Annotated in this window: 14 protein-coding genes and 1 riboswitch; of the genes, 3 read left to right on the forward strand and 11 right to left on the reverse strand. The window is 45.5% G+C overall.

What is annotated here, in order from left to right:
• Positions 1 to 19: 19 nt before the first annotated feature.
• Both R50345_RS24810 and R50345_RS24815 read right to left on the reverse strand, forming a co-directional pair.
• On the reverse strand, positions 20 to 796 hold the full coding sequence (locus R50345_RS24810) for an SDR family NAD(P)-dependent oxidoreductase (protein ID WP_042130871.1): 777 nt from the start codon (positions 794 to 796) through the stop codon (positions 20 to 22).
• Between the two features lie 28 nt (positions 797 to 824).
• On the reverse strand, positions 825 to 1280 hold the full coding sequence (locus tag R50345_RS24815; RefSeq protein WP_042130872.1) for a chemotaxis protein CheX: 456 nt from the start codon (positions 1278 to 1280) through the stop codon (positions 825 to 827).
• A gap of 253 nt (positions 1281 to 1533) precedes the next feature.
• Here R50345_RS24815 and R50345_RS24820 point away from each other — a divergent pair, with 253 nt between their 5' ends.
• The gene (locus R50345_RS24820) at positions 1534 to 2436 is read left to right on the forward strand and encodes a LysR family transcriptional regulator (RefSeq protein WP_042130873.1); all 903 of its coding nucleotides are present in this window, start codon (positions 1534 to 1536) and stop codon (positions 2434 to 2436) included.
• A 70-nt stretch (positions 2437 to 2506) separates the two neighbouring features.
• Positions 2507 to 3316, forward strand: a complete 810-nt coding sequence (locus R50345_RS24825; RefSeq protein WP_042130874.1) for a histidinol-phosphatase — start codon at positions 2507 to 2509, stop codon at positions 3314 to 3316.
• Between the two features lie 98 nt (positions 3317 to 3414).
• On the opposite strand, the gene R50345_RS24830 is transcribed toward R50345_RS24825, so the two are convergent.
• From R50345_RS24830 to R50345_RS24860, 7 genes are all read right to left on the reverse strand, one after another.
• A complete protein-coding gene (locus tag R50345_RS24830; RefSeq protein ID WP_042130875.1) occupies positions 3415 to 4155 on the reverse strand; it encodes an NADPH-dependent oxidoreductase in 741 nt (246 codons plus the stop codon).
• 175 nt (positions 4156 to 4330) lie between these two features.
• Positions 4331 to 4873, reverse strand: coding sequence for a GNAT family N-acetyltransferase (locus tag R50345_RS30505; RefSeq protein ID WP_052414729.1), 543 nt, complete (start codon positions 4871 to 4873; stop codon positions 4331 to 4333).
• A gap of 35 nt (positions 4874 to 4908) precedes the next feature.
• Positions 4909 to 5853: a metallophosphoesterase gene (locus R50345_RS24840; RefSeq protein WP_052414730.1), complete on the reverse strand. Its 945-nt coding sequence runs from the start codon at positions 5851 to 5853 to the stop codon at positions 4909 to 4911.
• A gap of 19 nt (positions 5854 to 5872) precedes the next feature.
• The gene (locus tag R50345_RS24845; RefSeq protein WP_042130876.1) at positions 5873 to 6664 is read right to left on the reverse strand and encodes a DUF3891 family protein; all 792 of its coding nucleotides are present in this window, start codon (positions 6662 to 6664) and stop codon (positions 5873 to 5875) included.
• Positions 6665 to 6851: 187 nt separating this feature from the next.
• Positions 6852 to 7616 carry a succinate dehydrogenase iron-sulfur subunit gene (gene sdhB / locus R50345_RS24850; protein ID WP_042130877.1) on the reverse strand — a complete coding sequence of 255 codons (765 nt, stop codon included), beginning with the start codon at positions 7614 to 7616 and terminating at the stop codon, positions 6852 to 6854.
• A 74-nt stretch (positions 7617 to 7690) separates the two neighbouring features.
• Entirely contained in the window at positions 7691 to 9433 is a 1743-nt protein-coding gene (sdhA, locus tag R50345_RS24855; RefSeq protein ID WP_042130878.1) for a succinate dehydrogenase flavoprotein subunit, read from the reverse strand.
• A 67-nt stretch (positions 9434 to 9500) separates the two neighbouring features.
• Positions 9501 to 10166: a succinate dehydrogenase cytochrome b558 subunit gene (locus R50345_RS24860; RefSeq protein ID WP_042130879.1), complete on the reverse strand. Its 666-nt coding sequence runs from the start codon at positions 10164 to 10166 to the stop codon at positions 9501 to 9503.
• A gap of 402 nt (positions 10167 to 10568) precedes the next feature.
• On the opposite strand from R50345_RS24860, the gene R50345_RS24865 reads away from it, so the two are divergent.
• Complete coding sequence (locus R50345_RS24865) at positions 10569 to 11471, forward strand: LysR family transcriptional regulator (RefSeq protein WP_042130880.1); 903 nt, start codon at positions 10569 to 10571, stop codon at positions 11469 to 11471.
• Between the two features lie 70 nt (positions 11472 to 11541).
• On the opposite strand, the gene R50345_RS24870 is transcribed toward R50345_RS24865, so the two are convergent.
• Positions 11542 to 12210 (reverse strand): potassium channel family protein, encoded by a 669-nt coding sequence (locus tag R50345_RS24870; protein WP_042130881.1) that lies wholly within the window; start codon positions 12208 to 12210, stop codon positions 11542 to 11544.
• A 13-nt stretch (positions 12211 to 12223) separates the two neighbouring features.
• Positions 12224 to 13519 (reverse strand): TrkH family potassium uptake protein, encoded by a 1296-nt coding sequence (locus R50345_RS24875; protein WP_042132457.1) that lies wholly within the window; start codon positions 13517 to 13519, stop codon positions 12224 to 12226.
• Positions 13520 to 13653: 134 nt separating this feature from the next.
• Positions 13654 to 13835: riboswitch (cyclic di-AMP (ydaO/yuaA leader) on the reverse strand.
• Positions 13836 to 14070: the final 235 nt, after the last annotated feature.

The following is a 14070-nucleotide window of genomic DNA, read 5'->3' on the forward strand; positions in this document are numbered from 1 at the left end:
ATAATGCTGACAATAGGCTCTATTTTCTGTTCATCGCGTTATAAGTAAGCTTGTCCGCCAGACGAGGAAACAGTCCATAAAGCCGAATACCAAACCCCGCTAGACCCGGAAGATCAATCTCTTCTTTGCCGGTTTCCATGACCTTTACGATCTTGGAAGAGACATGTTCTGGTGTCATCATCATCCGAGCTACGCTCTTTTGATAATTGCCGGATGGGTCAGCTATTTTGAAAAAATCAGTCGCAATGGGGCCAGGGTTCACAGCCGAAACGATAATTCCGCTCTTCCGCAGCTCCTGACGGAGTGCATTCGTGAATCCGAGAACAGCATGTTTGGTAGCTGTGTAGGCCACAGATTTGGCTGTGCCGATCTTTCCTGCCATAGAAGCCACATTTACGATTTGGCCGCTTCCCCGCTCTAGCATATGTGGAACAACAGCCTTCGTACAGCGAACAATCCCCATGTAGTTAACATCCATCATCTCATCAAACTCATGAGGCTCCATCTCTGTAAAAGAGGCGAATTTACCGTACCCAGCATTATTTAGCAGAATATCAATTCTGCCGTAAGTCGCCAAAATTTGAGCAAAGGTCTCTTGTACAGCCTCGGCATCTGTTACATCGCAAGTATACAGTCCAAAAACGCCCGGAATTCCGGCCGCCGTTTCTTTTAGCTTCGCTTCGGAACGTGCCACTAGGATCGGAATTGCCCCCCGCTTACTAAGCATTTGTGCTGTTAATGCACCAATACCGCTTGACGCTCCAGTAATCACAACAACCTTATCTTTGAGTACCATAAAATGTATTTCAGCTCCTAACTCTTGCCTAAGAGATCATCACCTGAATATCCATCTCTCCAACCCCATCCATCAACAATGGAATACTAAGTGCTCTGCGAGGCAAAAAAGACATGCTCTCAAGCTTCATAATTTGAGGCGGGCTTATATCCACTGACACTCCCTGATTATAAAGAATCGTACTAGCATTCCCACTGATCATATTGCCAAGCTCTGAAATTGCACTCTGACCCATCTCATCCATCTCCGTAATCACATAGCCACCCATCATAATCGATACCATTCGCAAGGCTACCTGCTCCGCGATACCAAATATAATATTTCCGCTCAGCTGGCCAGTCATTCCCACTTGAATCCATATATGATTATCGATCAGTTCAATTTCTTTAATGCCTAAATTCCCAGTGGAAGGCGAGACCTGAATCACTTGTTCTATAACAGTCCGTGCAGATTCTAAAAACGGATTAATTACTTCTGCTTTCATTAAAGTCCAGTCTCCCCCTATATCGTGCTTTAGTCATATACCAAAAGTCCCAAGTAATATGGATTTATTATACTTTATATATCGGCACAATTCAGCAAAAATTAATGTATATGTCGAATTCCAACCCAAGTTTGTTTATGCAGTAACATTGCTCTGTCGGGTATTATCTCCTATAATTTAAATCAAATGCCAACATGGAACGTAAAATATCACCCCATCACTTTCATATTCGCTTGTCCAAAGGAGGTATTCCATGAACATCAGCCAGCTGGAGACACTAATAACGATCTCCAAAACGATGAGCTTTCGCAAGGCCGGAGAACTGCTTAACTTGACCCAACCAGCGGTTTCAGCACAAATCAAGAGCCTTGAAGAAGAGTTCAAAACACAGCTGGTTGACCGGAACCAGCCTGTTACACTAACCGATCGAGGGACTGTATTTCTGGAGCATGCGGAACAAATTGTGACGATTGTCGAGGAGCTTAAACAAAGACTTGCGGACCTTGAAGATAATCCCCAAGGACATATTATTCTCGGCACGACTACCTCAATCGCCATTCAAATTTTACCGCGTATTTTATCCTATTTTAAAGACCAGTTCCCTCATATCAAAACATCCATTTCCTCTATGTCCTCGTCTCAAATTTATCAGCATGTCGAGAGTGGCATTGTCGATGTCGGCATCGGCTATTTGATCGGACGTAGTCCGAGCATGACTACTTCCATTCTTTATTATGATACGTTCGAGTTGGTGGTCTCACCGAGACACCCCCTGGCTCAAGTTAAGACCGCAGGTATAGAAGCCCTAAACAAAATCCCGCTAATTCTGCTCTCTCCAGATACAGTGGGCCGTAAATTTGCCGATGAGGTATTCGCCAAGCATGGCATAGAGCCACAGGTAATTATGGAACTGACCAGCAGTGAGGAAGTGAAACGGATGGTCGAGCTCGATTTAGGTGCAGCCATTATTTCCAAGCAGTCAGTAACCGCTGAGGTTCGAGCCGGTTCCCTCAAAATTGTGCCTATTATTGAATTGGAAGTCACACATCCTGTAGGTGTCATAACGAAGTCTGGGAAATACGTGAACTCTGCCATGAGACAGTTTCTTAGTGATCTCAAAGGTATGCCGGAGACACAATTTATTGGCTCTGAGTAACACACACCCAGAAAGTGGAATCGATACTTCTGAGCGTATTGCATAACCTTGTTTAAAGGAGTTGATCTTGATGAAATTTGACCTGCATACACATCATTTTCGCTGTGGTCATGCCGATGGAACGATTAGAGACTATATCGAAGCTGGAATTTCAGCGGGTCTAGGGGTAATAGGCATTTCTGACCATACCCCCTATTTCGGAAGTCCTTCCGAACAGGCTTTTCCTCAAATTGCTATGGGTAAGTCTGAATTCTCAAATTATGTTGAGGAAGTCCTCTCCCTCAAAAAAGAATACGAAGGTGTAATCGACGTTCTGCTAGGCATCGAATCAGACTATTTCCCTGAGCATGCCGAGCTTTACCGCAAAACATTATCTGCCTACCCTTTTGATTATGTGATTGGATCGGTACATAGTGTTGGCGGCGTTAGTATCTTTAACAAAGGTCGCTGGAAAGGGCTTAGTAAGAATGAACAGATTCGTGTGAAGTCTGATTATTACCGATTGATTGCTGATTCAGCCCGCAGTGGCATGTTCCAAATTCTTGGACACATTGATGCGATGAAAGGGAACTACCCAGCCTTCTCCGATATTCCTGCACCCAAGCCCATTGATGATTGTCTGAAGGTGATTAGTGAATGTGGCGTGGCGATCGAAATTAATACCTCAGGCGGAACCAAGCTGGTTGGCGGCTGGTATCCATCAGAAGAGATACTGGAGCGCGTGCACCATTTTGGCGTAGAGGTTACTTTTGGTTCGGATGCGCATAAGCCATCCCGAGTCGCTGAAGACTTAGATGCGGTAGCCACACAGCTTAAAGCGATAGGCTTTACACATTGGGTTTACTACAAACAACGCGAGAAAATCAAAGTTTCTCTGTAATACTTTCTTATATTTAAATAAATGCACCAAGTGTTATTGGTTTAGTGGTGGGGTTACCCTCCGTTAAACCAATCTCCGCTTGGTGCATTGTCGTTTATTTATAGGTTATCGCAGGTAAACCCTTGCTGCTTCAAGGTGCGCTTCGCATCTCCGTATTCCGGATTAATATCATAAAAATGAGCAATTGTGCTCGTCCAATCCCTCTCCGTTAATCCCTGCTGCTGCATATATTCACGGTGGGTTTGATTATACGCCTCCAGGAGACCTTCCACATCCGGATTGTATTGCTCCTCATGAAACACTCCTTCCATCGGCAGCCGCGGCTTCTGTGCAATCTCTTCCGCTGGATATCCGACACAGAGGCCGACGATAGGGAATACGTACTCCGGCAGCTTCAACAGATCAATAACACCTGCTGTATTGCGGCGAACACCCCCAATAGGAATAATCCCGAGTCCCATGGATTCTGCCGCTGCAATCGCGTTAGCCAATGAGATACCGACATCTGTAGCGCCAACGAGCAGAGCATCTACATCTTTTACCGCTTCAAAAGACTTACCTTCCAGCTCACTTGCTAATTTTGCCCTATAGAAGTCCATACAGAACACCAGAAAGACGGGTGCTGCTGCTACATGCTTCTGATTGCCGCACAAGACCGAAAGCTGCTCCTTACGCGCAGGATCTTTAATAGCTATAATTGAGACCTGCTGTCCATTTACCCATGAGGGCGCTGCTTGGGCGGATTCGATCATTATCTTTAACTTCTCTGGCTCCACTTGTAGATCAGAATACTGCCGGAAAGAACGGTGATTCATTAACGTCTGGATTACATCATTCAAAATGTTACGCCTCCTTCTCAATTCATTCGACTGTTTATTAATCATAAACGATCAGATAAGGTCCTGACAAAAAAAATGGACCCGAATCATCGGGTCCCAAAGCATTTATATTTTTAAAAGGGGGTCATGTACTTAGTTTAACCGGACACTGTTAGAGTTTCATAACGGCATTATTTCATTTGTGTAACAATGTGAATACTTTCATTACATCGTCCAAGGACCCTACTCTGGGCAACACTCGCTCCAGCATCATACCGTTCTTAAGCATCACACGTTCGGATCTAATATTATCTCCTCGGCAGCGTCCTTCAATCCGTGTTATCCCAAGCGTATGAACACTGTAATTCAAGAATAAGCCAACCGCCTCTGTCGCCAGTCCGCCTCCCCAGTACGCCGGGTCTAGCATGTATCCTAAAGTGGCCTTTCCCTCACGACGGTTCCAATGCTGTAAAGCAACTATACCAATCAACTTCTGCTGCTCTTTCAAATAGATACCCGCATGTAGTGCACAAGGATCAAATGCAAATAACATCCGGTTCACCAGCTTCTCCACCTGAGCAGGATCTGATCCAGCGCCATTACGTATTTGAATATGTGCCTGCACTTCTGGATGGGAGAGCAGCTGCTGTAAAGCAAAAGCATCCTCAGGCAGAATCAGCCTCAGGTCGACCGCCATACCTAGTTGCGTCTGGAACGATACTGCCTCATAGGTGCTCATACTCTCTCCCCCCTCCATACAGTTAAAAGTCCAGCCTATTCATCCGATGAATGATGCAGCGTTAGCACCGTTAATTCAGGTCGACATAAAAAACGAAAAGGCATGACTGTTTCGCCAAAGCCTCTATTCACATACACTGGCATGCGCTTGGCATCTGTATAATACAATCCATTTATGTATTTTTGGGATCCGTAAGGGGTGAATGGCGCACCTACAAACGGCAGGCGAATTTGTCCCCCATGACTGTGTCCGGATAGCTGCAGGTGAAAAGAATGAGTCTCTGCTGTATCAGCATAGTCCGGTTCATGCATCATCAGAAGGGCAAAGGTTCCTGTTGGCACACCACTGAGTGCCTTCACAGGATCAGGCTCGCCATGCAGCAGATCATCCAGTCCCGTCACAGCCATAACGGATCCGCCTCTTTTTAGAAGATAGGATTCATTCCTTAACACCCGAAAGCCTGCCGACGTAAGCAGATCGATAATCCGCTTCGTATTTTTGTAATCATGATTGCCTAAAACCGCATATTTCCCTAGCGGAGCACTCAGCGATGCCAATACAGGTATGGCGTCTACAAGATCCTCAGGATTGCTGTCTACGATGTCACCGGTAAAGCATATAAGATCTGGTTCTGCCTTAGCTATACGTTCTGCAAGCCGTTCCAAATCACGGGCATCTTTATTAAACCCAAGATGAGTATCACTAAAATGGACAACCTTCATCCCTGAAAAAGCAGAAGGAAGATCTTTGAAAGACAGCTTCAGTTTAGTAACCTCAATCCAGTTTGGCTCCCCTTGCCAAGCGTAACCGCTTGTAAGCAAACCAGCGCCGATTACAGTAGCCGCACTTCGAGCCAGGAATTGCCGGCGGGTCATTGTTGTCTTGCCCTTAGATCGCCGTCCAGAGGCGCTAGAATGGGTGTCTTTACCCGAATTAGTATGTTCCTTATTGGGAGAAGCCCCAGACGATTGTATCTTCATACGGAGTTTCTCCTTCCGTTCAGCTTTCGTTTCGAGCCGTCAGTACAATTCTACATTCTTCTTCCGGTGTATCACTATATGCGGGTGCAATGCCTCTCTTAGCAATTTCTGTTTTTGGGACTCGTTTCATCGTAAATGCTACTTCTACCGTCTTCTTAAATGGAAAAGGATCCAGCACTAACGTTGACTTATCTTTCCACTCCACGGTTATCGTACGACCTGATGTAAAACTGAAATCTTCACTTCCGGAGAACCCTTCACGCCACCATGGATGCTCCTCTGATTTCGGGCTCCCCGGCTCATTTAAGGCCAAATATAGGGATAAATCATCACAGAACTCTAAAAGACGGGCATCATAATAGAGTTCATCTTCACCAATTGGCTTGGATACTTCTAGCTCTCGGTGAATACGGGATCTACGTTCTTCCTCATGCTCTTGATATAAAGTCAGTTCTGGATAATCCAATCCTGAAATCTTAATGAGTCGTTCAAAATGCAAGCTGCACAAAAGCGCTCCATACGGTGTTCGCGCCTCAATCTCGTCAAGTCCTCGCTTATAAAAGGTTAGCTTCGGCACTACAGGAAAATCAATAAAGCTGTAAGGCGCATGCTCCGCATCGTTCCAGAAGGGTGTCTCATCCAAGTCAATCCAGCCCCGGTCATGTTCGGCTACCGCCCAGAGCACCTCATCTCTGCGCCCTTCTTCCGGCACATGCTCTTCCTTGAACCAAATGGCAAGCTCTCCAGCTAACTTCCCGTGATCATGCTGTTTAACCATTACAATTGCTCCATCATGCTCCCGACAAATCACGATTATTCCTCCCTGTTGTTCCACACTAACGTACGTTAACAATGGACATTATAGCATATACTATTCCTTATTCTGAGAAATACCAATTTCCTATTCCCTACCAATTATAAACAAAAAAGCTATCCCCAGCGAATTAAAATCCACCTTTGAGGATAGCTCAATATTAAAGATCTGGCGGTACTACTTATTACACACCTAACCAGCGTTTGAACATATGTTTTGTCGTCTGCTTGTTAATTTCTGCAATGGAGGTAGTAAGAGGGATACCCTTCGGACAAGCGCGTACACAGTTCTGTGAGTTACCACAACCATCAATACCGCCATCTTCCATCAGAGCGTCCAATCTTTCATCAGCATTCATTTCACCCGTAGGATGAGCATTGAATAGGCGTACTTGTGAGATGGCTGCGGGTCCGATAAAATCCGTCTTCTCGTTGACATTCGGACAAGCTTCCAAGCATACGCCGCAAGTCATACACTTAGATAATTCATAAGCCCACTGCCGTTTCTTCTCCGGCATACGTGGTCCCGGCCCAAGGTCATACGTACCATCGATTGGAATCCAGGCCTTTACTCGTTTAAGTGCGTTGAACATCCGAGTACGGTCAATCACTAAGTCACGCACCACCGGAAATGTCTTCATTGGCTCAATGCGTACAGGTTGTTCCAGATTGTCTATAAGCGCTGCGCAGGCTTGGCGAGGTTTGCCGTTGATCACCATCGAGCAAGCTCCGCATACTTCTTCTAGACAGTTGGAATCCCAGCATACCGGAACGGTGCTGTCACCTTTGGCATTCACAGGGTTACGCTGAATTTCCATCAAAGCACTGATTACATTCATACCCGGACGATAAGGGAGCTCAAATTCCTCAACATAAGATGAGCTTTGTGGATCGTCCTGGCGGGTGATGATAAACTTTACGTTTTTGGGAGCTGTAGCAGTTTCCGCCATAATGGTTCCCTCCTCAAATTGCCTAATTTTATTTCATTAAGCTTGCCTCGCAAGCTGTTTCGCTGCTTAAAAAATTAATCCTTCGAGTAATCACGTACCCGTGGAGGGATCAGTGAGACATCGACTTCATCGTAGGAGATTTGTGGACCGTCTGCAGTCCAGGTTGCTTTCGTGGTCTTCAAGAACTCCTCATCATTACGATCCGGGAATTCCGGCTTGTAATGAGCACCGCGGCTTTCATTGCGCATTAGCGCGCCCAATGTCATCGCTTCGGAGAGCTCCAGCATGTTCCACAGCTGGCGGGTGAATGCCACACCTTGGTTATTCCAGCGTGACGTATCATTCATATTGATATTGCCGTAGCGCTCTTTAAGCTCTTTAATTTTGCCAATGGTCGCTTCCAGCTTCGGATTGTGCCGCACAACCGTCATATTGGCGGTCATCCATTCGCCCAGCTCCTTGTGAATCACATAAGCATTCTCTGTACCTGACATCCCTAGCAGAGACTCATATTTGTCTGTCTGCTTTTTGTGGAAGTTATCGTATACCGTTGAAGAGATATCCTGTGATGATTTCTTCAGACCTTTAATGTATTCAACAGCCTTTGGTCCTGCGACCATACCACCGTAAATGGCAGATACCAGAGAGTTAGCGCCTAGACGATTCGCTCCATGATATTGATATTCACATTCGCCTGCAGCAAACAGACCAGGAATATTCGTCATTTGGTTGTAATCAACCCACATACCGCCCATAGAATAATGCACAGCCGGGAAGATTTTCATCGGTATTTTACGAGGGTCATCCCCCATGAATTTTTCATAAATTTCTATAATCCCGCCAAGCTTCACATCCAGCTCTTTTGGGTCCTTGTGAGAGAGGTCCAAATACACCATGTTCTCACCGTTAATGCCCAGCCCTTGATCCACACACACATTAAAAATCTCACGTGTAGCAATATCACGCGGCACCAGGTTACCGTAGGACGGATATTTTTCTTCGAGGAAATACCACGGTTTTCCGTCTTTATAAGTCCAGATACGACCACCCTCGCCACGTGCCGATTCCGACATTAGGCGGAGCTTGTCATCTCCTGGAATAGCTGTTGGGTGAATCTGTATAAATTCTCCGTTGGCATAGTGTACGCCCTGTTGATATACCGCACTTGCAGCTGTCCCCGTATTAATTACGGAGTTTGTCGTTTTACCAAAAATAATACCAGGCCCGCCGCTAGCCAAAATAACAGCATCCGCAGGAAAAGTCTCAATCTCCATCGTCTTTAGATTCTGAGCACTGATGCCGCGGCATACGCCTTCGTCGTCGATGATAGCTGAAAGGAACTCCCAGTTCTCCCGTTTGGTTACGAGACCTTCAGATTCCCAGCGACGCACCTGCTCATCCAGCGCGTACAGCAGCTGTTGGCCTGTCGTTGCGCCAGCAAATGCAGTGCGGTGACGCTTCGTTCCTCCGAAACGACGGAAGTCGAGTAGTCCCTCAGGTGTACGGTTGAACATTACGCCCATCCGGTCCATGAGGTGGATGATACCTGGTGCCGCTTCACACATCGCCTTGACCGGTGGCTGATTCGCCAGGAAGTCACCGCCATAAACGGTATCATCGAAATGCTCCCAAGGAGAGTCGCCCTCTCCTTTCGTATTTACAGCGCCGTTGATGCCGCCCTGTGCACAAACGGAGTGTGATCTTTTTACAGGCACTAATGAGAATAATTGAACATGCGCACCGGACTCCGCTGCCTTGATGGTAGCCATCAGGCCGGCCAGACCGCCGCCCACGATAATGATATTTGCTGTTGCCATGATAGTTCACTCCCTTTATCGAAAATATCAGAAAGGATTCTGGAATCTAGTCCTGAGAGGTAATTACTTAGATGAAAGTCTTTATGGACTGAGCTATGGAAGCTGCGGTTTGAAATTCGGCATCACGGAAAGTGACTAACGAAATGAGGAACATGAACGTTACAAGAACAAAAATACCCAGACAAAGGTAAGAGGATACCCGCTGTGAACGAGGTCCTACCGTGATTCCCCAGCTGATCAGGAAAGACCATAGGCCGTTCGAGAAGTGAAAGCATGCTGCAACGATACCGATAATATACAGTGTCAACATCAGTGGTTGAGTCACGATATCATGCATCAGACCGCCCAATTCTTCGTGCTCAACACTACCTACTGCCACCTGAACCCGAGTTTGGAACAAATGCCAGACTATGAAGATAAAGGTGATAATTCCTGTAATACGTTGCAGCGTATAACGCCAGTTTCTTTCAATGTTGAAACGGTTTAAGTTCGGCTTGGATTGATAGGCAATATACAGTCCATATACGCCATGGTATAGCAGAGGAAGCCATATACCGAACAATTCCAGGAAGAAGACAAGCGGCAGGCTGTTCAGCCAGATCACACTGTCAGTGAAACCGGAAGCGCCACCCTCTACAGCCGCAAAATTCGTCATCATGTGCTCAATGAAGAAGGCTCCAAGCGGGATAACGCCTAGCAAGGAATGAATCTTTCTGGAATAAAATCCTTTCATACAAAGTAACCCCTTTCCGATTAAAACAGCGTTTTCATTAATGTGTATTCACCGCCGGAACTACATTTGACACAGGATAACGTAGACTATGTAATGACAAAATGCCTATATTTACCGCTATCCCCTAGTTTCCCGGACTTTGTTTTCTTTTTCACAAAATGTGAATATCTTGTGTCACTTTTCATGTTACTCCTTTTTCCCTTATAAGGGAATTGCAATCTAATTATTAATCGTTATACAATAAACGCATAAGAATAGATTTTATATGATAATAATTCTCATTTAGAGAAGCAACATTTTCCGACAAATCTTTTATTTCCTTATGGAGCAAGAAGTATTGTCTTCAAGGCTATGAATTTCGTCACTACTGTTTATAGATTGCACTACGAGAGGAACATAAATATGTTTGACGATTTAGATGTTTTTGCAGCGGTTGTGGAGCATTCTAGCTTGAATCGCGCCTCGCGCCAGCTCAATCTGTCCCAACCTGCCCTATCTCGTAAAATCTCCAAGCTGGAAGAACGTCTAGGTGTCGCGCTGTTTAATCGTTATGGCAAACGGCTGGAGTTAACCGAGGTTGGGCGTCTCACTTATTCCTACGCACTTGAACAGCGTCAGCAGCGTTCTAAATTTCTGGAGGCTTTGTCTAAATACAAAGAAGGCGAGCCAAAGCTGGTCACCTTAGGGGCATCTCTCACTTCACTGCAGACCACTCTGCCTCCACTGGTTAACGCATATATGGAAAAGTACCCGACAGCGGAGCTAAAGCTAATCACAGGCCGAACGCATGAGATTGTCTCCTCTGTCAGTGAAGGGAAATCAGATATAGGTCTGATTGCTTCCTCTATTCAAGAGCCTGGACTGCGCTGTATTTCTCTGTTTGAGGATCAGCTTAGGCTGGTTGTTTCTGAGCATCATCCTCTGAATCAGTCTTCCAAGCTGACCATGGATGATCTGTCCCGACTGCCAATGATCCTTTTCTCCAAAGGCACCTGGTATCGCCGTCTAACGGACGATCTCTTCCAGCGCTGCGGGATTGATCCCGACGTACGTATGGAAATTGACTCCTTCGAAGCCATCGTGCGGCTGCTGCCGACGGTCAATGTAGCCGCATTACTGCCTAAGTCTTATCTGCGTCCGCAGCTGTTAAACGGTGGTGGACTGGTCTCTCTGCATATTAAAGAGCTAGAGCAGACCCAGCGAACTACCTGTCTGATCTACCGTGACGATGGAACCCTGAGCACAGCGGCCCGCAGCCTGGTGCAGGTTACAGAAGAAATGTTTCTGACAGAACGAGAGAAGTAATCCCTGCCTCTCTCGTGCAACTTAAATTTAAAAAGCCCTCCGTCCAATGAAAGGACGAAGGGCTAACTATTTAATCTTGGTTTACAACCTCATTCTCAAATCGATCAATACTTTCATTAGAACCAATGAGTACCATTACATCGCCTTCGCTCAAATGATCATGAGCCGTTGGAGCAACGATAATTCCACTTTCCCTGTTCAGGGCAACAATACTGCAGCCATATTTTGCTCTTGTATTTAAATCGGACAAGCTTTTCCCGTTCATGCAGGACGGTACGGTTAGCTCCACGATTTTATAATCTTTTGACAGTTCAATATAATCAAGCAAATTGGGTGTCACAAGCTGATGTGCTACACGAATGCCCATATCCCGCTCCGGAAAAATAACCCGGTCCACGCCCAGCCTGGACAACGCACGACCATGAAGAATCGAGATCGCCTTGGCTACAACTTGCTTCACTCCAATCTCTTTTAACAAAATTGCCGCCAGAATACTTCGCTCCATATTGTCGCCAATCGCTACAATCCCGCAGTCAAAGTTCCGTACACCTAGTGAGCGCATAATCCCCTCATCTGTAGCATCTGCCACTACGGCATGTGTCAAGTGATCGCTCATTTCCTCTACGCGTTCTTCATGGTGATCAATCCCGAGCACCTCGTAGCCCATTTCCATCAGCTCAAGCGCGAGACTTGACCCAAAGCGCCCTAAGCCGATTACTACAAATTGCTGTGCTTTCATTTCTGATTAGCTCCTATCCAATAATTATTTTACCTTCTGGATGCTTATACAATGGTTTACCCTGTTTAGGACCAAGCGCATACACTAAAGTTAATGGACCTAGTCGACCTGCGAACATAGTCAGACAGATCAGAATCTTACCGATGATAGATAGTTCAGGTGTCAGCCCCATCGTTAGCCCTACCGTGGCAAAGGCCGAGGTTGTCTCAAATAAGATCGCTAAGAAATTACTATCCTCTGTTGTGGAAAGTACCATCGACACAGAGAGGATCAATAGTAAAGCTAGTAATGTTAACGTCAACGCTTTATAGATACGCTCCTGCGCCAATCGATAACGGAACAGTACAACATCTTCACGCCCGCGCAGCATCGCGATTACCGCACCTATCATAATGGTAAAGGTAGTAGTCTTAATCCCGCCACCCGTTGAACCCGGTGATGCACCAATAAACATAAGAATAACCATAAAGAACTGAGAGGCTTGCCGGAGTCCGGCAATATCCACCGTATTGGCACCAGCGGTTCGGGGCGATACAGACTGGAAGAATGCCGATAATATTTTGCCGCCGAAATTAAGATTACCCAGTGTGCGCTGATTCGTAAATTCAAATATAAAAATAACCAAAGCACCAATAACAATAAGCCCAGCCGTGGTAGAGAGTACAACTTTGCTATGCAAAGACAATTTACGTTTTACACGAAACTCCACCAGATCAGACATGACAATAAAACCAATACCGCCGGAGACAATCAGAAACATCACCACGATATTCACTAGCGGGTCATATACATAGTCGGTTAAACTCCGAAAATCCCCAAAAATATCAAATCCAGCATTATTAAACATCGACACTGCATGAAATATCCCAAAATAAATGGCCTTTCCCAGCGGCATATCAAACGCCCAACGTATGGACAGCAGCACCGCTGCACAGCCCTCAATGACTAATGAATAAATAAGTACTCTCCGGATCAGCCGAACAATCCCCTCCATAGAACCTTGGTTCATGGCTTCCTGTAGGATTAACCTGTCCCGCAAAGAGATTTTGCGTTTCATCATCATGGCAAATAAGGTGGCCATTGTCATAAAACCTAAGCCGCCAACCTGGATAAGCAACATAATCACGGTTTTTCCAAAAAAGGTGAATGTCGTCCCGGTGTCCAGCACCACAAGTCCAGTCACACAGGTTGCCGATGTCGAAGTAAACAATGCATCAATAAAACTCACAGCATTCCCGCTCGTACTCGAAATGGGAAGCATAAGCAGCAAAGCTCCTATCAGAATAATCGATGCAAAACCGAGCACCATAATCTGAGGCGGAGAGAGCTTCAGAAACTTTGATTCAGAAACTCTGCGAAACTGTGAAGCCACTATGCTCACCCTCTTATCTTAATTTAAAGAATTCCAACAAAAAAAGCACTGGAAAACCAATGCTACCCTTGGTTCCTGCAGTAAATTAGCCTACGAGGTTAGCTGACGGATTCGGACTGTGCAGGCTGCCCTATTCGTTCCTAGAACGAAATTCACCCCTGATGAATAAAGTCACCTTTTACGGCGTATACTCATCTTTTCATTACTTCTTATGGTTCCCCCGTTTTCACCTGAAATTCGGCTATATACAATTGCATACAAATTATATCTGTTATTTCGATAAATCACAAAGACACAATTAATGGTGATTCATATGAAAAATGCGGTTTGGAGAGGATGTACCAGAAGGAGTGCCTTTTCTCATCACTTTTCCGTGTTTTCCCTGCAATTGCATCGTTTTTCATGAAAAATGAAGAAATGATCACTTTAAATTCATGGTATATATTCAGTTTCCTATTCTATAATATCTCTATTACCCATAAAAAAAA

Origin of the sequence: Paenibacillus sp. FSL R5-0345, assembly GCF_000758585.1 — a bacterium.
Taxonomy (GTDB): domain Bacteria; phylum Bacillota; class Bacilli; order Paenibacillales; family Paenibacillaceae; genus Paenibacillus_AQ.